General features: G+C 73.8%; 18 protein-coding genes and 2 pseudogenes. 11 read left to right on the top strand and 9 right to left on the bottom strand.

Annotation, left to right across the window (positions count from 1 at the left end; translation table 11 throughout):
- Window positions 1-180 precede the first annotated feature (180 nt).
- Window positions 181-1,626: an MFS transporter gene (locus ACFV3E_RS44625; protein ID WP_500542003.1), complete on the bottom strand. Its 1,446-nt coding sequence runs from the start codon at window positions 1,624-1,626 to the stop codon at window positions 181-183.
- A gap of 308 nt (window positions 1,627-1,934) precedes the next feature.
- Between ACFV3E_RS44625 and ACFV3E_RS44620 the strand changes: the two genes are divergently transcribed.
- Complete coding sequence (locus tag ACFV3E_RS44620) at window positions 1,935-2,513, top strand: TetR/AcrR family transcriptional regulator (protein ID WP_499515095.1); 579 nt, start codon at window positions 1,935-1,937, stop codon at window positions 2,511-2,513.
- A 27-nt stretch (window positions 2,514-2,540) separates the two neighbouring features.
- On the opposite strand, the gene ACFV3E_RS44615 is transcribed toward ACFV3E_RS44620, so the two are convergent.
- Window positions 2,541-3,071 (bottom strand): GNAT family N-acetyltransferase, encoded by a 531-nt coding sequence (locus tag ACFV3E_RS44615; RefSeq protein WP_500542001.1) that lies wholly within the window; start codon window positions 3,069-3,071, stop codon window positions 2,541-2,543.
- Between the two features lie 239 nt (window positions 3,072-3,310).
- Window positions 3,311-3,991 (bottom strand): TetR/AcrR family transcriptional regulator, encoded by a 681-nt coding sequence (locus tag ACFV3E_RS44610; RefSeq protein WP_500541999.1) that lies wholly within the window; start codon window positions 3,989-3,991, stop codon window positions 3,311-3,313.
- 70 nt (window positions 3,992-4,061) lie between these two features.
- On the opposite strand from ACFV3E_RS44610, the gene ACFV3E_RS44605 reads away from it, so the two are divergent.
- From ACFV3E_RS44605 to fusA, 6 genes and pseudogenes are all read left to right on the top strand, one after another.
- On the top strand, window positions 4,062-5,171 hold the full coding sequence (locus ACFV3E_RS44605) for an FAD-dependent oxidoreductase (protein WP_500541997.1): 1,110 nt from the start codon (window positions 4,062-4,064) through the stop codon (window positions 5,169-5,171).
- Between the two features lie 235 nt (window positions 5,172-5,406).
- The gene (locus ACFV3E_RS44600) at window positions 5,407-6,918 is read left to right on the top strand and encodes an NlpC/P60 family protein (RefSeq protein WP_500541995.1); all 1,512 of its coding nucleotides are present in this window, start codon (window positions 5,407-5,409) and stop codon (window positions 6,916-6,918) included.
- Window positions 6,919-7,134: 216 nt separating this feature from the next.
- Window positions 7,135-7,341, top strand: a pseudogene (locus ACFV3E_RS44595) (helix-turn-helix domain-containing protein); the annotation flags it as partial.
- Window positions 7,321-8,643: pseudogene (locus tag ACFV3E_RS44590) on the top strand (nSTAND1 domain-containing NTPase); the annotation flags it as partial. The pseudogenes ACFV3E_RS44595 and ACFV3E_RS44590, both read left to right, overlap by 21 nt.
- A 294-nt stretch (window positions 8,644-8,937) precedes the next feature.
- Window positions 8,938-10,929 carry a WD40 repeat domain-containing protein gene (locus ACFV3E_RS44585; RefSeq protein WP_500542005.1) on the top strand — a complete coding sequence of 664 codons (1,992 nt, stop codon included), beginning with the start codon at window positions 8,938-8,940 and terminating at the stop codon, window positions 10,927-10,929.
- A gap of 466 nt (window positions 10,930-11,395) precedes the next feature.
- Window positions 11,396-13,411, top strand: coding sequence for an elongation factor G (gene fusA, locus ACFV3E_RS44580; RefSeq protein WP_500541993.1), 2,016 nt, complete (start codon window positions 11,396-11,398; stop codon window positions 13,409-13,411).
- A gap of 63 nt (window positions 13,412-13,474) precedes the next feature.
- Here fusA and ACFV3E_RS44575 read toward each other — a convergent pair whose 3' ends face one another.
- Complete coding sequence (locus ACFV3E_RS44575) at window positions 13,475-13,891, bottom strand: hypothetical protein (RefSeq protein WP_500541991.1); 417 nt, start codon at window positions 13,889-13,891, stop codon at window positions 13,475-13,477.
- Window positions 13,892-14,204: 313 nt separating this feature from the next.
- On the opposite strand from ACFV3E_RS44575, the gene ACFV3E_RS44570 reads away from it, so the two are divergent.
- Window positions 14,205-15,299 carry a mechanosensitive ion channel family protein gene (locus ACFV3E_RS44570; RefSeq protein ID WP_500541989.1) on the top strand — a complete coding sequence of 365 codons (1,095 nt, stop codon included), beginning with the start codon at window positions 14,205-14,207 and terminating at the stop codon, window positions 15,297-15,299.
- Window positions 15,300-15,642: 343 nt separating this feature from the next.
- Window positions 15,643-17,409, top strand: coding sequence for a serine/threonine-protein kinase (locus ACFV3E_RS44565; RefSeq protein WP_500541987.1), 1,767 nt, complete (start codon window positions 15,643-15,645; stop codon window positions 17,407-17,409).
- A 78-nt stretch (window positions 17,410-17,487) separates the two neighbouring features.
- Here ACFV3E_RS44565 and ACFV3E_RS44560 read toward each other — a convergent pair whose 3' ends face one another.
- The 3 genes from ACFV3E_RS44560 to ACFV3E_RS44550 form a co-directional block, all read right to left on the bottom strand.
- Window positions 17,488-17,727: a hypothetical protein gene (locus ACFV3E_RS44560; RefSeq protein ID WP_500541985.1), complete on the bottom strand. Its 240-nt coding sequence runs from the start codon at window positions 17,725-17,727 to the stop codon at window positions 17,488-17,490.
- A gap of 77 nt (window positions 17,728-17,804) precedes the next feature.
- Window positions 17,805-18,023 (bottom strand): hypothetical protein, encoded by a 219-nt coding sequence (locus ACFV3E_RS44555; protein ID WP_500541983.1) that lies wholly within the window; start codon window positions 18,021-18,023, stop codon window positions 17,805-17,807.
- 138 nt (window positions 18,024-18,161) lie between these two features.
- Window positions 18,162-19,271, bottom strand: coding sequence for an ADP-ribosylglycohydrolase family protein (locus ACFV3E_RS44550; protein WP_500541981.1), 1,110 nt, complete (start codon window positions 19,269-19,271; stop codon window positions 18,162-18,164).
- 285 nt (window positions 19,272-19,556) lie between these two features.
- Here ACFV3E_RS44550 and ACFV3E_RS44545 point away from each other — a divergent pair, with 285 nt between their 5' ends.
- Window positions 19,557-19,886, top strand: a complete 330-nt coding sequence (locus tag ACFV3E_RS44545; protein ID WP_500541979.1) for a hypothetical protein — start codon at window positions 19,557-19,559, stop codon at window positions 19,884-19,886.
- 41 nt (window positions 19,887-19,927) lie between these two features.
- On the opposite strand, the gene ACFV3E_RS44540 is transcribed toward ACFV3E_RS44545, so the two are convergent.
- A complete protein-coding gene (locus ACFV3E_RS44540) occupies window positions 19,928-20,335 on the bottom strand; it encodes a hypothetical protein (protein WP_500541977.1) in 408 nt (135 codons plus the stop codon).
- Window positions 20,336-20,384: 49 nt separating this feature from the next.
- Entirely contained in the window at window positions 20,385-21,569 is a 1,185-nt protein-coding gene (locus tag ACFV3E_RS44535) for a low temperature requirement protein A (RefSeq protein ID WP_500541975.1), read from the bottom strand.
- 304 nt (window positions 21,570-21,873) lie between these two features.
- On the opposite strand from ACFV3E_RS44535, the gene ACFV3E_RS44530 reads away from it, so the two are divergent.
- Complete coding sequence (locus tag ACFV3E_RS44530) at window positions 21,874-22,398, top strand: universal stress protein (RefSeq protein WP_500541973.1); 525 nt, start codon at window positions 21,874-21,876, stop codon at window positions 22,396-22,398.
- Window positions 22,399-22,458: the final 60 nt, after the last annotated feature.

The following is a 22,458-nucleotide window of genomic DNA, read 5'->3' as shown; positions in this document are numbered from 1 at the left end:
CCCGAAGACGGACGCCCGGTCGACCTGGATGATCTTTGAGACGTCTATCAGCAGAGGTTGCAGTGTTTCATCGGTGCAGGCCACTATGGCGTGCGGGGTCTTGTGGGGGGGGTCGGCGGTCGGGGCGGGGGGGGGGGCGGGGGCGTGCGCCGGGCGCCCCCCCCGCCCGGGGTGTGTCCGTCAGCCGCGGGCGCCGGACGCCACGGGTTCGGCTTCCGCCGGGGCCGGCGCGGCCGCGGCGGCGGCATGGCGGGCGGTGGCGCGGTGGACCGGGACGAGGAGCGCGGCCAGGGCCGCCGCCAGGCAGAGCACCGCCAGCAGGCCGAACGCGTGGGTGTAGCCGGAGGCGTAGGGCAGGCCGGAGGGCTGGAGGCGGCTGGTGACCAGCACGCTGGTGACCGCGGCGCCGATGGAACCGCCGATGGTGCGGATGTTGGCGTTCATGCCGCTCGCGGCGCCGGTCTGCTCGGCCGGGACGCTGCGCACGATCAGGTTGGCCATCGAGGCGAAGGCGAGGCCGATGCCGAGGCCGAAGATGCCGGCCGCGAAGGCCACCTGCCACTGCCGGCCGTGCCAGGCGGCGAGGAAGCCGCAGGCCACGGCGCCCAGCGCGGCACCCGCCGTGAGCAGGCGCTTCGCGCCGACCACGGGCTCCAGGCGGCCGCTGAGGACGCCGGAGAGGAACATCGCCACCAGCATCGGCAGCATCAGCAGCCCGGCCCCCGTCACGCTGGCGCCGAAGCCGTAGCCCGCGGCGCTCGGGGTCTGGGCGAAGCCGGGGAGGAAGGACCAGATCGAGTACATGCCCGCGCCGAAGAGGAGGCCGGCGGTGTTGGTGGTCCACACGGCGCGCAGCCGCATGATGCGCAGGTCGATCAGGGGGTGGCGGGAACGGGCCTCGGCCGTCAGCCACAGGGCGAACAGGACGACCGCGGCGGCGAACAGGACGAGGGCGCGGCCGGAGGTCCAGCCCCACTGGGTGGCCTGGCTGAGCGGCAGCAGCAGCGCCACGAGCCAGCCCGACAGGAGGACGGCGCCGAGCCAGTTGACGCGTCCCTCGGCCCGGCTCGGGGACTCGGGCACGTAACGGAAGGCGATCAGCGCGGTGATCGCGACGACGCCGACGGGCAGCCAGAACAGCCAGCGGTAGTCGAGCGCCGAGACGATCGGGCCCGCCGCCACGATGCCGACGCCGCCGCCCGCGGCGATGACGGCGGACAGGTTGCTGATGCTCGGGCCCACCTCGCTCGCGGTGAACTCGTCCCGGATGATCCCGAAGGACAGCGGGAACAGCGCGCCGCCGATGCCCTGGATGACGCGGGCGATGATCAGTACGCCGATGGAGGGCGCGAGCGCGGCGAGCAGGCAGCCGAGCGTCAGGACCACCAGGACGGCGACGAGGGTGCGCTTCTTGCCGACCAGGTCGCCGACCCGGCCGAGGATGGGGGTGAAGACCGAGGCGGACAGCAGGTAGGCCGTCATCACCCAGGTCGCGGTGGACTGCGAGGTGTGCAGGGCGTGCTGGACGGTCGGCAGGGCCGGCGCGATCAGCGACTGGAGCATGGAGAACACGCCCGCACCGGTCGCGAGGACCGCGAAGGTGAGGCGGGTGGACTTGCGTGGCATGGAAAGCCTCTCCGATTCCGAACGGGGGCGTGGCCGGGACCGTCCGGCCGTGGTCGTACGGGCCGCGTGGGCAGCCTGGGAGACGGCGACCGCGCGGCGGCCGCCGGGGAAAGCCTGGGAAAGTCGGGGGACGGGCGATGCGTCGGCGCAGGGCCCGTGGAAGGAGGTCACACCGGGGTGCGTACGCCTGACCGCCGCGTGCCGGGCACGCGGCGACGGGAACGACACCCCGACTGGTAAAGTGGAGGTATGCCTCCACTGTAGCGGAGGCCACCCTCCACTTCAAACGTTCCGGTCAGGAGGCAGCAGTGACGGCCGACACGTTCCCCGTCAGCGCGATCGTCGCGTCCCAGCGCCCGCACCGCAGGGACGCGGCGCGCAACTACGACGCCCTGCTCGCGGCCGCCCGCGAGGCCTTCGCCGAGAACGGCGCCGAGGCCTCGCTGGAGGACATCGCCCGCCGCGCCGGCGTGGGCATCGCGACCCTCTACCGGAACTTCCCCACCCGGCGGCACCTCTTCGAGTCCGTCTACGCGGACGAGGTCAACGACCTGTGCCGGGTCGCCCAGGAGGTCGCCGACCGCGAGCCGTGGGAGGCGCTCACCTCCTGGCTGGGCCGCTTCGTCGACTACACCGTGACCAAGCGCGCCATCCGCGAGGCCCTCAACAACGAGTCCGACGTCTTCCTGGCCTGCCGCGACTCCATGTTCCAGGCCGGCGGCCCGCTCTTCGACCGCGCGCAGCAGGCCGGCGAGGCACGCGCCGACATCTCCTTCGACGACCTGCTCCGCATGGTCTCCGGCATCTCCGCGACGCACTTCGCGGACGACGCCCAGCGCGACCGCATCCTCTCCGTCGCCCTCGACGGCGTCCGCGTCCGCCGCTGACCGCGGCGGACGCTCCGCGGGCGCCGGTCAGCCGCCCGGTCGCGGCGCGGCGTAGGCGCGGACGGCCACGTGCCGGTCCGGGCCCCACCGCTGCTCGACGGTGGCCAGCAGCGTCCATCCCAGCCGCTCGTACAGGGCGGCCGCGGCCGTGTCCGACGCGACGACGTCGAGCACCGGGTGCAGGCCCCGCAGTCGCGCCTCCTCGACGGCCGCGGCCATCAGCAGGGCCCCGATGCCGTGGCCCCGGGCGCCCGGCGCGACGAACAGCCGGCCCACGACCGCGGTCGGTCCCGCGCCCTCGCGTGCGCTCCACAGCCCCGGCGCGGCGTCGCTCCCGCTGCCCGGCCCGAGGCCGACGTGGCCCACCACGACACCCTCCGATTCGGCGACCCACGCGGCGAGCGATGCCGCGGAGAGCCACGCGGCCGGTGCGGCGGGCCAGTCGACCGGGTAGCCGTCCCGGTCGTGGACCGCGGCGAGCACCCGCACGCACGCGTCGAGGTCGCCCTCCTCCCGCCGCCGGACCCGGATCGCCGCACCTGCCGTCGCCTCGTCCACCCGGGAATGCAACCACAGGTCGCCCGTCGCGCGGGCAACGGGAAACCGCCGGGAAACCCCTGGGTGGCGGCGGCCCGGGCGCCCGGGAGTGTCACCCGTACGGCGAGATCAAGACAAGTGCGCGCCGTGACGCGGGCGCCGGCTCTGCGGCGCGGGCAATCCACCCCATTCCCGGAGGACTTCGTGCACGCAACCCGCACATGAACCCACGCCCTGCGCGGAGCCGCTGCGGCCGCGCGTCACTTCGAAATGCGGGCCTCAATGCCGTCGAGCAGGAAGTCGAGGCCGGTCCGGAAGGTGTGGTCGGCGTCCAGGTGGGCGGCATCGCGCACCACCGTGGCCAGCGCGGGGAATCGGCCGGTGGCGAACGTCCGCTCCAGATAGGGCCCGAGTGAGGCCTGCCAACGCTTCTCGTCCATCCCGGTGGCCCGCTCGGCACGCCGCTCGGCGACCTCACGGCGCACCGCGCCGATCGCGTACGCGTTGACCGCGGCGACCACCGGCATGACGGCGTCCACGTCGACGCCGCCCAGTGCGGCCACCACGGTCTCCCCGGTGGCCAGCGCGTGCGGCCCGAGCTGGGGCCGGCCACCCAGGAGATCGGCGAGCCATTCGTGCTCGTGAGCGGCGTGCCGAGTGGCTTCGGCAAGCGAGCGGAGCACCTCCCGCCAGCCGTCCCCGACCGGCCGGATCTCGGCGTGGACGGCGTCGACCATGAGGTCGAGCAACTCCTCCTTGCTCGCGATGTAGCCGTACAGCCGCATCGGGCGGACGTCCAGCGCGGTGGCGACCTTGCGCAGCGACACCGCGTCCAGGCCCTCCGCGTCGGCCAGCCGGATCGCCGCTCGCACGATCCGCTCCCGGCTCAACGGGGCCGGCACAGGTCGATTCGGTGGCTCCGGCCTCTCCCACACCAACATGCCGCTCACCATACATCGCATTGATCGATACAGTGTATCGATCAGTACGGTGTATCGAGGAGGAGCAACCATGACCATCGCCATCGTCGGAGCCGGCCTCGGCGGCCTGGCTCTCGCCCGTGTGCTGCACGTGAACGGCATGGATTGCGTCGTGTACGAACGTGAGTCGTCACGCGGCGCGCGCGGTCAGGGCGGCATGCTCGACATCCACTCCGGCCAGCGCGCGCTGCGCGAGGCCGGTCTGATCGACCGGTTCCACGCGATCGCCCGTGGTGAAGGCCAGGACATGCGTCTTCTCGAGCCGGACGGCACCCTGCTGCTCCAGGAGGACACGCCCGACGACGCCCCGCTCGAGCGACCCGAGGTCGACCGCGCCGATCTGCGCGACCTGCTGCTGGATTCGCTCCCCGACGACGTGGTGCGCTGGGGGCACGCGTTCACATCCGCCGGCAACGGCCTGCTGCACTTCGCCGACGGCGGCAGTGCGGCGTACGACCTGCTGGTCGGCGCGGACGGCGCGCAGTCCCGGGTCCGCCCGCTGCTCACCGACGCCCGCCCGGCGCACATCGGCCAGAACGTCGTCGAGGTCGGCATCCCCGACATCGACCGCACGCACCCCGACCTCGCGGCGATGGTCGGACGCGGCAACTACTGGGTGCTCGGCAACGGAGTGTCCCTGGCGGCGCAGCGCAACGGCGACGGCCGCGTTCGCATCGGCCTCAGCTTCTACAACACCGCCGAGGACTGGTTCGCCACGAGCGGGATCCCGTTCGACGACCCGGCCGCCGCCCGGGCGCGGCTGATCGACCTGCTCCCCGGCTGGGACCCACGGTTCACCGCGCTGATCGCGGCCTGCGACGACACGGTCGTGCCGCGGTCGATCACCACTCTCCCCGTCGGCCTGACCTGGCCGTCGGCACCGGACGTCACGCTGGTCGGCGATGCCGCGCACCTGATGCCGCCGGTGGGTGAGGGCGCCAACATGGCGCTGCTCGACGGCGCCCTGCTCGGTCTCGCGCTGGCCGCGCACCCGGACGACTTCCCCGCCGCCGTCGAGGAGTACGAGCGCGAGATGTTCGAACGCACCGGCGCTGCCGCCCGGATGTCCGCGGACATACAGGAACTGCTGATGTCGCCGGACGCCGGCAAGAAGATGCTCGCGTTCTTCCAACCCGGCTGAACGCGACCGGATACGCGGTCGTACGGCCCGACCGCGTTCCGCGCGTTCGAACAGCGCCTCCCCGAGGTCCGGCTGGTCCGGCGCGGCCGACCTCGCCCACCAGGGGTTCTCCGGCCGGGAGGCGAAGAGGAAACGGGAAACCCCTGGTGCCGGCGGTCCGTCCGGGGTCACCGTGAGGGCCGACACGCGACCGAGGGCGGCGCCGGGCGCCGCCCCGTCTTTGGGGGAAGACCGCATGAGTGCACGACGCTGGGGAGGCGGGCTGGTCGCCGCCGTGGTGACCGCCCTGCTCCTCGCGCTCGTCCCGGCCGCCGCCGCCCGCGCGGCCGGGACCGGGGAGCAGAACTGGTGCAGCCTGCAGGGCATCGCCTCCGACGAGGCGCACCGGGCCGCGGACGCGGCCTGCCAGGAGTGGCGCAACCGCACGCTGTACACCTGGGGCGGCGGGCACGGGCCCGCGCCCGGCGCCAGTTACGGCACCATCGACATCCACGACCTGGAAGAGACCTGGAACGACCCGTACACCCGCGGCTTCGACTGCTCGGGGTTCGTCCGCTGGGCCTGGTACAAGGCCGTCGGGTGGGACATCCTCGGCGGCGGCACCGCCAAGTCGATGTACCAGAGCGCCGGGCGCACCTACCAGGCGGTCCACGGCGGCGGGGGCGGCAAGCCGGCCGTCTCCGACCTGGAGCCGGGCGACATCGTGTTCACGGGGGTCGGCGGCACGGTCGACAGCATCAGCCACGTGATGCTCTACCTCGGCGGCGGCTACGTCGTGGAGGCGTACCAGTCGCAGCACCCCGTCCGGGTGATCGACATCAACGCGCGCATCGACAACAACCGCCTGGTCGGGGTGGCGCGCATGCCGCAGGGCAGCCCCTTCACGGAGCCGCCCGGCTACGACGGCACCCTCCAGGTGACCTGGGGCACCGGCGTGGCCGTACGGCAGCACCCCAACAAGGCGGCGGCACTGGTGACCCGGCTGTCCGGGCCGGACCTGGTGTACGCCACGTGCCAGCAGCACGGGGAGACCGTCACCGCCGAGGGCTACACCAACGACGCCTGGACGTACCTGTCCAACCGCGGCGGCTGGATCAGCAACATCTACCTGAGGGGGCCGGCCTGGCTGCCCGAGGTGCCCGCCTGCACCGGCTCCGCCTACGACCCGCAGACCGGTTCCGGGGGCGGCGGCGACGTCTCGCAGGGCGGCGCCTACAGCACCTGGGGCACGGGCGTGGCGCTCCGCTCGGAACCGTCCACGACCACCGGCACCACGGTGGCCCGTCTGGCCGGCCCGACGAGCGTCGCCGTGAGCTGCCAGACGCACGCGCAGACCGTGACGTCCGAGGGGTACACCAACGACGCCTGGTCCTACCTGCCGCAGTACGGCGGCTGGATCACCAACATCTACATGCGCGGCGACGCCTGGCTGGCCGGGGTCCCCGCCTGCGACGGCAAGGGCACCTCCACGCCGGCCGGAGCGAGCCCGTACAGCACCTGGGGCACCGGCGTGGCGATCCACAGCTACCCCTCCGCCGGGTCCGCCGTGGTGGCCCGGCTGGCGGGTCCGACCAACGTGGCGGTGTCCTGCCAGAAGTACGCGGAGCAGGTGACGGCCGAGGGGTACACCAACAACGTCTGGTCGTACCTCCCGCAGTACCAGGGCTGGATCACCAACATCTACATGCGCGGCGACGCCTGGCTGTCCGGCGTGCCGAGCTGCGGCGCCCCGGGCGGCGCCATCTGAGCGACCCCGGTCCGCCACGGCCGGCGTGGTCCCACCGCTCACGGGGGCGGTGGGGCCCGCCGGCCCGTGGCCATTTCTCGACCGTGCGCACCCCTTCGCCCCCGACCCTGGGAACCACGCCCCGCCCCGCGTACTCCTCACCTTCCGACGGGCACGCCGGCGAGGCGGCCGGGGACAGGGGACGGCGCCCTCCGCGCCGTACGCGGCGGGGACGGGATGGACGGGACACCACACAGGCCGACCGGGCCCTTCGGCCCGGCACTGCGCGAACTGCGCCTGGAGCGAGGCCTGTCGCTGGCGGCGCTGGCCCGGCGCACCCACTACAGCAAGGGGTACCTGAGCAAGATCGAGACGGGCGGCAAGCCGGCCAACGCCGACGTCGCCCGGCGCTGCGACGAGGCACTGGAGGCCGGCGGGACGCTGCTCGCCCTGCTGCCGCCCGAGCCGGGGCCGCGAAGCGCCCGGCCGCCAGGCGCCGATGACGAGGAGTCGCCCTGCCCCTATCCCGGGCTGTCCGCGTACGGCACCGAGGACGCGGGACGCTTCTTCGGCCGCGAACGCGCCGTCGCGGACCTGGTGGAACGCCTCGGGCGACGGGCCGGCCGGGGCCCACTGGCCGTGGTCGCCCCCTCCGGGGCCGGGAAGTCCTCGCTGCTGCGGGCCGGGCTGCTCCCCGCCCTGGCCGACGGCCCGTACGGCCGGTGGCCGGTCGCCTTCTGCACCCCCACCGCGCGGCCCCTGGACTCCCTCGGACACGCGCTGGAGCAGGCCCTGGAACAAGCCGCGGGGGAGACACCGCAGGACCCGGGCGAACAGGCGCCGCCCTCCGCGCGCGCCACCGCCCTCGTCGCCGCGCCCATCGCCTCCCCCGGGGCGTCCGACGGCGCGCCGCGCGCAGGACGCGTCGTCGTGGTGGACCAGTTCGAGGAGACGTTCACGCTCTGCGACGACGAGGCCGAGCGGCGCTCCTTCATCGCCGCCCTCACCGCGCTCGCCGCGACCGGTGACGCCCTCGTCGTCCTCGGGATCCGGGCCGACGTCACCGGACGCTGCCTGGAGTACCCCGCGCTCGTCCCCGTCATCAGCGACGGGCTGTTCGCGCTCGGTGCGATGAGCGCGGACGAGCTGCGCGAATGCATCGTGCGCCCGGCGCGTGAGGAGGGCACCGAGCTCGAACCGGGCCTGGTGGAGGTCCTGTTGCGGGACCTGGGCGCCGCGGAGTCCCCGGGGCACCCGGCGGGTGCCGCCCGGCCCGGCGGCGACCCCGGGGCGCTGCCGCTGCTCGCGCACGCCCTGATGGCCACCTGGCGGCAGCGCGCGGGCCGCACCATGACCGTCGAGGGCTACCTCGCGGCGGGCGGCATCCACGGCTCCGTCGCCACCGCCGCCGAGGCGCTGTTCACCGCCCTGTCCCCGGCCGAGCAACTGGCCGCCCGCGGACTGCTGCTGCGGCTGGTCCGGGTCGGCGAGGACAACGAGCAGTCGCGGCGCCCGCGCGACACCGCCGACCTGCTGGACGGGCTGCCGGACATCACCGCCGCCCGCACCGCGCTCGACTCCTTCGTCGCCGCGCGCCTGCTGACCGTCGGCACCGACCACGTCGAGATCGTCCACGAGGCGCTGCTGCGGGCCTGGCCGCGCCTGCGGACGTGGATCCACGCCGCCCGCGCCGACCTGCTGCTGCACCAGCAACTCGCCGCGGCCGCCCGTGAATGGGAACGCGACGGCCGTGACCCCGCCCTGCTCCACCGCGGCACACGGCTGGCCGCCGCCCGCGAGTGGGCCGCGGGCCCCGGCCGTCGCGACGGCGAACTCGGCCCCGTGGAGGCGGACTTCCTCGCCGCAGCCGCCCACGAGGAGGACCTGCGGCGCACCCTCGTACGGCGCCGGGCCAGGCAGCAGCGGACCGGGCTGGTCGTGCTCGCCGTCCTGCTGGTGCTGGCGGTACTGGCGGGCGGCGTCGCCGTCGAGCAGCGGCTCGGCGCCGACCGGGAGCGCGCGACGGCGCTCTCCCAGGCGATGGCCGCCCGCTCCGCCCAACTGGCCGCCGGGCGGCCGGAGGCCGCCATGCTGCTGGCCGAGGCCGCCTACCGCACCGCCCCCACCACCGAGGCCCGCAGCGCCCTGCTCAGCACCCAGGCCAACGCCTTCGCCGGGCGGCTGACCGGCCACACGGCCGCCGTGAACGCGGTGGTGTTCTCCCCGGACGGCCGCCTGCTGGCGTCGGCGGGCTCCGACCGGACGGTACGGCTGTGGGACGTCGCCGGACGGACCGCGGCGGGCGTCCTCACCGGCCACCGCGGCCCCGTCCGGTCGGTCGCCTTCTCCCCGGACGGCCGGCTGCTCGCCTCGGCGAGTTCCGACGGCACCCTGCGGCTGTGGTCCGTGCCGGAACGCCGGACGGTCGCCGTGCTGACGGGACACCAAGGACCAGTGCGAGCCGTGACATTCGCACCCGACGGCCGCACGCTGGCCTCGGCCGGAGCCGACGGCACCGTACGGCTGTGGAACGCCGCGACCGGACGCCGGAAGGCCGTCCTCACCGGACACACCGACGAGGTCCTCGCGCTGGCCTACCGCCCCGGCGGCCGGCTGCTCGCCTCCGCGGGCGCCGACCGCACGGTACGCCTGTGGGACACCCGGACCCGCCGGAGCACGGCCGTGCTGCGCGACCACAGCGGCGACGTGCTCGCGCTCGCCTTCAGCCCGGACGGCCGCACCCTCGCCAGCGGCGGCGCCGACCGCACCGTGCGCCTGCGCGACGTCACCGCGCCGCGCCGCACCACCACCCTCGCCGGGCACGACGACGACGTGAACGGGCTCGCCTTCGGGCCCGGCGGCCACACGGTCGTCTCCGCGGGCGGCGACGGCACCGTCATCCGCTGGGACGTGCACACCCACCTGCTCGTCGAGACCCTCACCGGCCACACCGACTACGTGCTCTCCGTCGCCGTGGCCGCCCACGGCGACCTCCTCGCCACCGCGGGCTTCGACCGCACCGTCGTCCTGTGGGACCTCAGCCGCAGCACGCTGGAGGCCTCACCCGTCACCGAGGTGTGGAAGGCCGCCTACGCCCCCGACGGGCGCACCCTGGCCTCCGCCGGCGGCGACGGCACCGTACGGGTCTGGGACATGGCGCGCCACGCCCCCGCGTACACCCTCACCGGGCACAGCGGCCCCGTCTACGACGTCGCCTTCAGCCCCGACGGCCGGCTGCTCGCCTCCGCGGGCGCCGACCGGACCGTACGGCTGTGGGACACCCGGACCCGGCGGAGCCGCGCCGTGCTGCGCGGCCACGACGGCGCCGTCTTCGCGCTCGCCTTCAGCCCCGACGGGCGCGCCCTCGCGACCGGCGGCGCCGACCGCACGGTGCGCCTGTGGGACACCGCGACCGGGCGCCGCACGGCCACCCTCACCGGGCACACCGACTTCGTGAACTGCCTCGCCTTCAGCCACGACGGCCGGTTGCTGGCCAGCGGCAGCGACGACCTGACGCTCCGTCTGTGGCACCCCGCGACGGGGCGCCGCGCGGACGTCCTGACCGGTCACACCGGCTCCGTACGCGGCGTCGCCTTCGCCCCGGATGGCCGGACCCTCGCCAGCAGCGGCAACGACGGCACCGTCCGCCTGTGGGATGTCCCCCGGGCCCGCGCCGCAGGGGTCCTCACCAGCCACACCGGGTCCGTCCGGGGCGTCGCCTTCTCACCCGACGGCCGCACCCTCGCCAGCAGCGGCAACGACCGCACCGTACGGCTGTGGGACCCGGCGGCACGGAGCCTGACCGCCACCCTCACCGGGCACACCCGCGCCGCGTGGAGCGTCGCCTTCAGCCCCGACGGCGCGACCGTGGCCAGCGCCGGCAACGACGGCACGATCCGCCTCTGGGACCCGGACGTCCACCACCGCACCGCCGTGCTCTGCCGCCTCGCCGGCCCCTCCGCCCCGGCCCGCTGGCGGCACCTGCTGCCCGGCTACGCCTGGCCGGGCGCCTGCGGTTCGCCCGGCGGCTGAGCTCCGGGGGGTTCCCGAGGGCGGCCCCCGGGGGTGAGGCGGCCGGGACGGTTCAGGGCCCGCCCCCGGAAAACCCGGTGCCCCCATCCCGTCCCGCTCACTACACTCGCGTTGATCGCGCGCCGCCCGACACCGTGGCGCGCTCCGTGACGAACGAAGGGAGCCCGGCCGTGCGTTGCCGCACTGCAGCCGTCGTGCCCCCGTCACGCCATGAGGTGATCCTGGTGTCTTCGCAGGCCCGGTGCCCGCTGCGCGGCCGGCACCGGAAGTCCGCGACGACCGTCTGACCCCCGCACGCCCGCAACCCGCAACCCGCACCAGCGGAGCCGGGGCCGACGGCCGGGTACGCCCTGCCTCGGCGCCCCGGTCCGACGTGCACGGGGGCATCGCCACGGCCCGCACGCGGGCCGTCTCGTCCGGGAATCGCGCCGCCCACTCTCCGGATCACCCGAAAGGCCACCGGGCCATGCGCACCGTCAATCCGCCGACCGCCGTCCGCAACCTGGGCATCCTCGCCCACGTCGACGCGGGCAAGACCACCGTCACCGAACGGATCCTCTACCTCACCGGCGCCACCCACAAGCGCGGCGAGGTCCACGACGGCACGACCGTCACCGACTTCGACCCGCAGGAGCGCGACCGCGGCATCACCATCTTCGCCGCGGCCGTGAGCTGCGACTGGGACGGCCACCGGCTCAACCTGATCGACACCCCGGGCCACGTCGACTTCTCCGACGAGGTGGAGCGCTCCCTGCGCGTCCTGGACGGCGCGGTCGCCGTCTTCGACGCCGTCGCGGGCGTGGAGCCGCAGAGCGAGTCGGTGTGGCGGCGGGCCGACCGGCACGGCGTGCCGCGGATCGCGTTCGTCAACAAGCTGGACCGCGCCGGCGCCGACCTCGACGCCGCCGTCGGTTCGCTGCGCGAGCGGCTGCACACCGTGCCGCTCGTCGTCCAGCTGCCGATCGGGCGGGAGGACGGCTTCACGGGCGTCGTGGACCTGCTGCGCATGCGCGCCCTGACGTGGGCCGACGGCCACGGCACGTACGCCGAGGGCCCGGTGCCGGAGGACTTGCGCGAGGAGGCCGTGCGGCGTCGCCGCGCGCTGGAGGAGACGGTGGCGGAGCTGCACCCGGTCGCCTTCGAGGAGTTCTGCGAACGGTCGGCGCTGTCGGAGGCGACACTGTGCTCCGCGCTGCGCGACCTGACGCTGTCGCGCGACGGCGTCGTGGTGCTGTGCGGCTCGGCGTACCGCAACCGCGGGATCGAGCCGCTCCTGGAGGCCGTCGTCGACTACCTGCCGTCGCCGCTGGACGTCCCGGCGGTGCGTCAGGCGGCCGACCCCGCGGCGCCGTTCGCGGCGCTGGTGTTCAAGGTAAACGTGACCGCCACCGGGCGGCTGACCTACCTGCGGGTGTACGAGGGGACGATCAGGAAGGGGGACGCCGTGCTGGACACGCGCGCCGGACGCACCGAGCGGATCGGCCGGATCCTGCGGGTGCAGGCCGACCGGCACGTCGACGTCGACGCCGCGGTCGCCGGGGACATCGTCGCGGTGGTCGGGATCAAGTCCGCCGCCGCGGGCGCGACCCTGTGCGCCCCGGGGGCACCCCTGGTCCTCGAACCGCCGTCCGTGGCCGAGCCCGTCGTCTTCGTCGCGGTCGAGGCCGCCCGCAACACCGACACCGACCGCCTGGCGGTGGCCCTGGCCCGGCTGGCCGAGGAGGACCCCTCGCTGGCCGTGCGGACCGACCCCGAGACGGGGCAGACCGTCCTGTCCGGCATGGGCGAACTGCACCTGGAGGTCGCGGTGGAGAAGATCCGCCGCGAGCGGGGGCTGGACGTCCGCGTCGGGCGGCCGCATGTCGCCTACCGGGAGACACTCGTGCGCGGCGTGTCGGGGCTGGTCTTCCGGCACGTCAAACAGGAGGGCGGCGCGGGGCAGTTCGCGCACGTCGTCCTGGACGTCGAGCCGGACGGGGAGTCCGCGTTCGCGTTCGCCTCGACGGTCGTCGGCGGGCGGGTGCCGAAGGAGTTCGTCCGCGCGGTCGAGGCCGGCTGCCGGGACGCCCTCGCCGAGGGCCCCCTCGGCGGGCACCCCGTCACGGGCGTGCGGGTCACGCTGACCGACGGCGCCACGCACTCCCGCGACTCCTCCGAGACGGCCTTCCGCACCGCGGGCCGCCTCGGGCTCCGGGAGGCGCTGCGCAGCGGCGTCATGGCCCTGCTCGAACCGGTCGTCGAGCTCACGGTCACCGTCCCCGACGCCGCCGTGGGCACCGTCCTCGGCGGCCTCGCCGCCCGCCGCGGCCGCGTCACCGGCTCGACGACGCGCTCCGGCACGGCGGTCGTCACGGCGACGGTGCCGCTGGCCGAACTGTTCGGCTACGCGACGCGCCTGCGCAGCCGCACCCAGGGTCGCGGCACCTTCACCACCCGCCCCGCCGGGTACGCCCCGGCCCCCGCGGGCACGGTGACCCGCTAGCCGGCGCGCCCGGCCCCGCCCCACACGGATCGTGGGGGCGGGGCCGGACCGCGCGGGCCCGCCTCACACCTGCGCCATGAGGGCTTCGTTGACGGCCGCCACGCGCGCGTGGAGCGGACCCTCGCGCACGATGTCGTCCCCGAGCCCCCGGCGGTGCGGCGGCACGTCGATGACGGTGACCAGGGTGTCGCCGAACCCGATCACCGCCCACCAGTCCTGTCCGGCCGCCCGGCCGCGCCACGTCGCCTTGACCCACTTCCCGGTGTCGGTCCGCACCTCCGCGGAGACCAGCTCCCACGACGCGGGGTCGAAGGCGAGGAGCGCCTCGACCGGTGCTCCGCGGCGCTCCAGGCGCTCGGTCACGTGCGGGCCGCGCGCGGTGAGGCGTACGGGCTCGCGCAGCACGTGCCGCACCCGTGCGAAGAGCGCCGCGGGGCCGGTGGCCACGTGGAAGCGGGCGGTGCCGAAGCGTGGTGCCAAGGGGGAGTCCTCACCGGGAACGCCGCGACCGCCGAAGGGCGATGGCACATCGTGACCAGGAAGGATACCGGCACACCCGCCGGCGGCGCGTCCGGCCGCGGCGACCGTGGCGGGATCGGGCCACCGGGGTGGGGGCCGTATGCGGACGGCGTCGCCGCTGCGGCAGGATGTGTCACCTCGCGCCTGGACGACTCCTGTTCGGCGCGACTTCCCGAACGTCCCCCGAACGTCCCCGAACGATGAGGCGACCAGTGACGACACAGCACCCCCCGCGCCCCGTGCGTGAATCCGTACGCACGTGGGGAGGCGACCGGTGAACCGCGCCCTCACGCTGCACGACCTGATCGTCGCCGGTGCCGCGATCGCCGCCGGCGCCCTGGCGGGGCTGCTGCTGCGGCTGGCCCTGAAGTGGCTGGGCGAGCGGGCCAGGTCGACGAGGTGGGGTGGTGACGACATCGTCGTCGACGCCCTGCGCACCGTCGTGCCGTGGGCCGCACTGGCGTCGGGCGTCTGGGTGGCCGCCGCGGCGCTGCCGCTGACCCGCGTCGTCGACCGGACCGTCAACCAGGTGCTCGTGGCGGTGCTGATCCTGACGGCGACGATCGCCGCGGGCCGCATGGTCGCCGAGACGGTACGGTCGCTGGCGCTGGCCCGGTCCGGGGTCGCGGCCTCCGCGACGATCTTCGTCAACATCACCCGTGTCGTCGTGCTGGGGATGGGCTTCCTGGTCCTGCTGCAGACCCTCGGCATCTCCGTCACGCCCCTGATCACCGCCCTCGGCGTCGGCGGTCTCGCGGTCGCCCTGGCCCTGCAGGACACCCTCGCCAACCTCTTCGCGGGCGTCCACATCCTCGCGTCCAAGACCGTGCAGCCCGGGGACTACATACGTCTCAGCAGCGGTGAGGAGGGCTACGTCGTCGACATCAACTGGCGCAACACCGTGGTGCGCCAGCTGTCGGACAACCTGGTGATCATCCCCAACGCCAAGCTCGCGAGCGCGATCGCCACCAACTTCCACCAGCCCGAGCAGCAGATGTCGCTCATCGTGCAGGCGGGCGTGGGCTACGGCAACGACCTCGAGCACGTGGAGCGGGTGACCATCGAGGTCGCGGGCGAGGTCATGGCCCACGTCGAGGGCGGCATCCCCGAGCACGAGACGGTCGTCCGCTTCCACACCTTCGGCGAGTCGCGGATCGACTTCTCGGTGATCCTGCGGACGTCGGAGTACGGGGAGCAGTACCGGATCAAGCACGAGTTCATCAAGCGACTGCACCGCCGCTACCAGGAGGAGGGCATCGAGATCGCCTTCCCCACGCGGGACGTGGTGCTGCGTCAGGAGCAGACCGACGCGATAACGCTGCCGCACCAGCGCACGGTCCCGGCGCCGGACCGCACCTCCGGTAGCTGACGGCCGTCCGCCGGGCACGTACTTCGGTGCGTGCCCGGCGGACTTCCGCCCGCGGGGACAGGACGAGCCGAAGTACAACCCCCACCTCGTCGACCGGGCCTCCGACGAAGCGGTGGCCGCCGCCCTGGCACGGGCCTTCGGCGTGCCGCTGAGCGAGGTCGACGTGGCCGCCGACGGCGTGCGACAGGACGGAGACGGTCTCCACCCGGGCCTCCTTCTTGTGCTTGTGCGCTCGGTCAGCGGGCGCTGTGGCATGCAGTCGGCTGGTGTTCTCAAAGGTCTCGCCTGGCGGGATCCTGGGTATGGCCCTTGCCGCAGGACATGGGGCTCGGGGAGGGGCGGGATGGAGCCGTTGGGGGTCGGGGATCCGGCCAGCGTCGGGGGGTTCAAGCTGCGCGGCCGTCTCGGTGCGGGAGGAATGGGCCAGGTGTTCTTGGGCCACTCGCTGGCCGGACGGGCGGTGGCGGTGAAAGTCGTGCACCCGCACTACGTACAGCAGGCCGAGTTCAGGCTCCGGTTCCGGCGGGAAGTCACTGCCGCTCGGGCAGTCAGCGGTGCCTTCACGGCGCCCGTGGTGGCGGCCGGTCCGGATGACGACCCGCCGTGGTTGGCGACCGTCTACGTGCCAGGGCCGAACTTGGCGGAGGCAGTCGCGGTGGGTGGCCCGCTACCTGAGTCATCCTTGTGGCCGTTGATGGCCGGGCTGGTGGAAGCGCTCCAGACGATCCACGAAGCGGCCATCGTGCACCGGGACCTGAAGCCCTCGAATGTCCTCTTGGCCGAGGATGGCCCGCGGGTGATCGACTTCGGCATCGCACGGGCCCTCGACGCCACCGGGCTTACCGGAACGGGACTGGTGATCGGCACGCCCGGCTTCATGCCGCCGGAACAGGCCGTGGGTGGCCAGGTGGGCCCAGCCGGCGACGTGTTCACGCTCGGCGCGGTGGTTGCCTTCGCCGCCACCGGAAAGGGCCCATTCGGCGAGGGGCACGGTGCTGCGCTGCTCTACCGCATCGTCAGTGCGGAGCCTCAACTCGATGGGGTGCCTGGCCCGGTGCGCGACCTGGTCGCCGATTGCTTGAACAAAGATCCAGCGCGGCGACCCACCCTGGTTGGGATTGCCGAAGCGATCGCAAACCGGTGGCGCCCGCCTGAGGGGGCCATGCCGTGGCCCGCTGCAGTGACCCAGCAGATCCAGAAGCGGCAGTCGTCCGCACCGGACGTCCACTCCGCGGCAGCCGGATACCGGCCAACCGAGCGCGTAATTGCCGCGCCGTCACCGTCCTATCAGGCAAGGTGGAGCGAATTTAACCAGCGGTCCCGTGATGCCTGGCGGATCGGCAGGGAAAACCCTGCCGAGGCGGCCCGGCTCCTGGCCGAGTTGGCGGCCGACCACGAAAGGGCAGGAGGCCCGGACACTCGCGGCGCTCTGGCCTGCCGCGCCGACCAAGCCAAGTTCGCTGCAAAGGCTGGCGATCCGTCACTGGCGGCGCGACTCATGGGTGACGTTGTCAGCGATGACGTCCGGCTGTTTGGAGCGGACGAGTACGGCACCCTCATTAGCCGTCACCAGCACGCCGTGTTCATCATGGAAGCCGGCGATCCGACGCTGGCAGCAGAGCTCATGGCTGGCGTAGTTGCTGATAGGGCGCGCATCTACGGGTGGAGGTATCTCGAAACACTGATGAGTCGGCACTGGCATGCCATCTTCGTCGCAGAGGCCGGTGATCCAACACGCGCGGCGCAGCTGATGGGCGACGTGTACACAGATTGTCGGGGGTTTGGGCAAGACCATCACGGCACATTGAGTAGTCGCTTTTGGCACGCCCGCTACGTCGGGGACGCTGGCGATCCGGCTCAGGCAGCACGATTGATGGCTGGCGTGGTCGCCGACCGCATGCGGGTCCATGGACCGGATCACTACGACACACTCAACGTTCGATTTCACCACGCTCGCCTCACCGGAGAAGCCGGCAATCCGGCCGAAGCGGCCCGACTGATGATCGGAGTGGCAGCTGACTGCACACGCGTACTGGGTACTGGCCATCCCGACACCCGTAAAAACCGCGACCACCTTGCCTACTGGCAGAAGCAGGCAGCGCAGCACTGAAGCGCGGTGATCGACGCACTAGCTCACTTCAGCGGCGGTGAGCGGCCAACGATCAGGCAGCAATGGCGTTCACGAGGGTCAGGGGCGGGCGCGCCAGCGGCCGCCGGTCAGACGCGTCATCCACCGGTCGGCGGTGGCCCGGGTGGCCAGCCACCTGCTCGGCCGATAACGGGCCGCCCAGCGGGGCTCTGCCGGGGCGCTGGTGCCCCAGCGGAAGAGGGGCCCGGTGGCGCGGAGGGTGATGTCGCGGAGGACGCCATGCCGGAACTCGTAGACGGCCGCGGCCCACAGTTGAGTGGCGATCGCGGGACCTTCCACGCGAGGCCGGACCAGACGTGTGACAGACATTTGCCCCGGGGCGCAGGTCTCCCACTTGGTGTGGCTGTCAAAGAGGGTCAGAAGAGCTTACCCAGGAGGGCGACGGCGATGAGCGCCAGGGCGATGACGACGGCGCGCATCTCGCCGCGCTCGAGGCGGCGGAAGCCGGCCTCGACGATGCACTCGCCGTCGGGGTGGTCGCCGCGGTGGCCTACGCCGTGCCGCTCGGCGAGCATCCGCAGGAGGTAGGGCGGCGAGGTGATGCCGCAGCGTCCGCAGCGGTACGAGTACGACACGGCGTCCTCCCCCGGGAGTTGTCGCTGGCGCCGCGGGTGGGGCGGTGCACTTCGAGAGTAACGGGGACAGACCACCGCGCCCAGGTGGTGGTACCGGCGGCCGGAGCCGCTGCCCTGGGACGAAAGCCTTTGGCCCTGTCACCAGCCTGGATAACGGTCCCGCCAGTGGGGGTCCCAGCCCGGTACGTACTCGCTGCCGCTCGGGCCGTCGAGGTTCTCGGCGACGAGGTCGCGGGCCAGGGTGTCGACGACCCACACGAGTTCGTGGCGGCTCACCACGTCCACCGGGAAGGCCTCGAAGCCGTGGGCCGCGCCGAGGAAGGCGCCGGTCACGGTGGCGACGGACTCGCCGTCCGGCGCGGCGGCCGCGAAGCGCAGCGCCGCCACGAGGTCCGCGCGGTCCGGGAAGGACGCGGCGGCGTAGAGGCCGCCCAGGAGCGCCGAGGGCGCGGTGGCGTCGGGGGCGAGCCGGGCGAGGCGCGCCGGGTCGGCGGGGCGTGTGACAGCCTCCTCCAACACGGCGCGCAGATGGGCGTGTTCGTCGTCGGTGACGACCGCGACCCGCTCGGACGGCCGCAGCGCCGCCAGGCCGTCCTCGAAGGCGCCTCGTATCTCCTGCCCGGCCAGGACGTGCCGGGCCAGGACGGTCGCATGGGACGTGGCGGCCTGCGCGCCGGGGTCCCCATGGGTGAGGGCGGCGACGTTGCGGGCGTGCGCGTCCCAGCCCTTGACCGCCGCCGGCTCGCCGAGGGCGGCGATGGGCAGGGTGCGGCCGAGGGCGTGCCAGCCGCGGCTGGTCGTCGTGGGCTTGTCCACGGTGCCCTGCTCCGGCCGGGACAGTGCCTTGACGGTCGCCGGCGCCGAACCTCGCCGCTCCGCCAGCGCGGGGATCCCGGCCAGCCAGCCGGAGGGCCAGCCCGCGCCCGTCCCCTTGCCCCAGTGCTCGGTCAGCCGGTCGCGGTCGATGCCCTGGATCGCGGCCCAGCGGCAGTACGCGTGCCACAGCACGGACGGGGGATGGCAGATGCCCTTGTGGCTCCCGCGGACCAGGGCGCGGATGGAGCCCTCGACGGTGAAGCACGCCAACTGGGTGCAGACGCCGGTGCGCAGCGGCCCCGTAGTGGGCAGCGTGCCGCGTGCCGCCCCCGTGGTCTCGCCGAGGGCCAGCCCGATGAGCATGCCGCGCACGCGCGAGGTGGTGCGTCCACGATCGGCTTTGTTGTCCTGGCCCTCGGTCGCTGCGCTCAAGACGGCGTCCTTTCCCCGGATTCCGGCAGGTGGCAGGGGGCCGACCCTATCGGGAGCGCCAAAGGTGACGGAGGGGGCACGGAGGGTGCGCACGCTGGGATAATCGGGTCGGATTACTCCAAAAGTGGACATGGTGAATCCGGCTCGATACGGTCGTCTGTGGGCGAGACCCGCCCCTTCGAGCCGGTGCCCCGCCGCTCCCCAATGGCACACCTAAAATTGTGGATTTGAGCCTGACCAGGGACGAGGCACCATCCCCGTACGCTTCCGAGAGGGGAAACAGCCATGCGCGCACAGCGATTTCTCGCACTGCTCGCAGGCCCGGTAGCCGTGGGAGCCCTGGCGGTCCTGCCGGCGGCGCCCGCGCAGGCCGCGACCGCCGGCCATGTCACGGCAGCCACGGTCCAGACGCAGGCCGCGGGCACCCTCGCCCCACTGGCGGGCGACCGGTACTGGCGCGGTTACCGCGACGGCCGGGACGACGGACGCTACGACGCCCGCTCACGCCCACGCTGCCGGAACCAATGGGACTCCTACCGCCCGCAGAGCTGGAACTCCGAATACCGCCGCGGCTACCGCGACGGCTACCGTTCCGGCTGGAACACGTACTGCTGAGCCCGACCCACTTCGCGTCCTGGGCCGTGCGATGACGGCCGCTACTGGCACACGTGCTTGAAGTCGTCCGCCCCCACCCGTGCGCGGAAGCGCACGTTGTGGCCCGCGGAGTCGGTGAAGACCGCCGACGTCGGTGACAGCAGCGTCATCGTGCCCTGCTGCGTGGGGTTGTCCCAGTCCGGCGGGGGGTTGGCGGCGCCGCCGGAGAGCGGGGTCACCGCCTCGAAGTACGTCGAGCCGATCAGGGCCTCGTCGATCCCGCAGTGGGTGTACAGCTCGTAGGGGATGGAAGTCGGGGCCGGGGCGGTCGGGAACTGGACGGACGGGGCCGGGGCGGTGGGGAGCGCCACGCGGGGGGCGTCCCGGTCGGCGCAGCCCGCGAGGGCGGCGGCGAGGGCGGCGGCAGCGGCCGCGAGGGCGGCGGTGCGTGCGAAGTGCCTGGTGGTCATGGCGGTTGGACGCGGTTGCCGCGGGGCGGGTTCCGTCGGCGCCGCCCGTTCAGGGCGCCGCTGGCCGCGGGCTGCCGCGCCCGACCGGGACGCAGGTCGCGGCGACCAGGAGCGCGGCGGCGACGCCCGTCACGAGGACCGGTGCCGGGGTGAACGTGGCGGCGAGGATCGCCGCCACGGCGAGCGCGTGCACCACGTCGGGCGCGGTGGGGTGCCCGGCGGTCCGGCGGTGCAGGAGCCACACGGACAGGACGAACCCGGCGACGGGCACCGTGTAGGCGGCCGCCGCGCCCTGGGCGCTCAGATGGCCGTGCCCGGTCGCCCGGGCGACGTTGACGGCGAGTCCGGCACCCACCGCCGCGGCGCAGGCGAAGACCGCGTAGTGGCCGTAGCCCCACAACGTGGCCGTGGTGAAGCTGTTGAGGCGGCGGGACGCGTTCTGGGCGAAGTACAGCCACCACAGGGCGCAGACGGTGAGGGTGCCGCCCAGCACCAGCGTGGCGATGTCGCCGAACGTGGCGTCGGTGTCGAGTGCGGTGCGTACCGCCCCGGCGGCGGCCGTGATGGACTCGCCCAGCACGATGAGGGTGAACAGGCCGAAGCGCTCGGCGATGTGGCGCGGATGCCAGGTGGTGTGGGCCGCCCGCTCGGCCCACACGGGGACGGCGAGTTCGGCCAGGGCGAGGACGGCGTGCGCCGGGAGGCGGATGTCGCCCGGCACCACGAGGTGCGCCAGCCAGCCGGTCTGCACCACCAGGATCCCTGCGGCGTACCGCAGACAGCACCGGCGCCGTTCGGGGTCGGAGCCGGCGGCCCGCAGCCACTGGCTGACCATGGCGAGCCGCATGACGACGTAGCCCCAGGTGATGACGGTGTAGTCGCCGTGCTGCAGGGCGGCCGCCGTGCCCGCGGACATGACGAGGGCGCCGCTGATCTGCACGACGGTGAGCAGGCGGTACGGGATGTCGTCCGTGTCGTAGGCGGAGGCGAACCAGGTGAAGTTCATCCACGCCCACCAGATCGCGAAGAACACCAGCGCGTAGCCGAGGACACCGCGCCCGACGTGCCCTGCGGCCAGTTCCTCCTCGAACGCGGCGGACGTCTGGGCGACGGCCACGACGAAGCAGAGGTCGAAGAAGAGCTCCAGCGCGGTGGCGGTGCGGTGCTTCTCGTCGGCGACGCGGGCGACCATCCGCCGCCGCCATGCCGTGGCGGCGGTCTGCGGCGCGCTCACGCCGCTCCCGTCCCCGCGGCGCACGCCGCGCCGCGCCGTCGGGTAACCGCTTCCTCGCTCACGGCACGCTTCCTCACATTTCCGGGGACAGAGCTCTGCTTCCTCCACGGAGACCGGACGTCCTGCGCGCGTGTGACACACCCCGGGGAACGGGGCGTCGCCGGGCGCGCCGTCCCGTCCGGCGGTGCCGGGGTTGTCACACTTCGCGGGCGGCGCCGGTCGGTAGCGGTGGATGCCCGGTCGTCCTCGTGCGACCGCCTCCGGTTCCCGAGGCCGTCTCCCGTTCACCCCCGAAAGGTTTCTCATGGCAGGCCATGGCGTTCCCGAACCTGTCGGCGACGACCCCCTGGCGCGGTCGTCCACCGCCGGGGAACCGGCTCCCGCGACGGGCGCCGGTCACATGAGCGTCGACAAGTACGGGGTGCTCGTCGGGTACAGCGGTTCCGCCCCCAGCAGGCGGGCGCTGTCGTACGCGGCCGGAATGGCGCGGCGCACCGGCACGGCGCTCCTCATCGTCCACGTCGCGAAGGAGAACCCCGTCGCGTCGCTGCTCGGCTACGAGAACCCGGGCGGCGGGTGCGGGCCGCACGGCGGCGGCACGCACACGCTGCTGGGGCAGCTCGCCTGCGAGGACCACCTGTCGGGGCTGCCGTGGACGCTCATCCACCGCAGGGGCGCCGTCGCGCAGGAGCTGGAGAAGGCCGGCCACAAGTACCGGGCGAACGCCATCATCGTCGGCCGCAGGCGCGGGGCCGGCATCCGGCTCTTCCGCTCGATCTCCGACCGGCTGGCACGCAGCGCCCAGCGGCCGGTCATCGTCGTCCCCTGACGGCAGCCCTCGGGACCCTCCGAGCGGACCGCCCGGCCGGGGGCAGGCCTTCCTTCGGGA

The sequence above is a fragment of the Streptomyces sp. NPDC059718 genome (assembly GCF_042733315.1).
In the GTDB taxonomy this organism is placed as follows: Bacteria; Actinomycetota; Actinomycetes; order Streptomycetales; family Streptomycetaceae; genus Actinacidiphila.
Note: the sequence above shows the minus strand (reverse complement) of the source record. Positions and strands in the feature narration are given on the sequence as shown.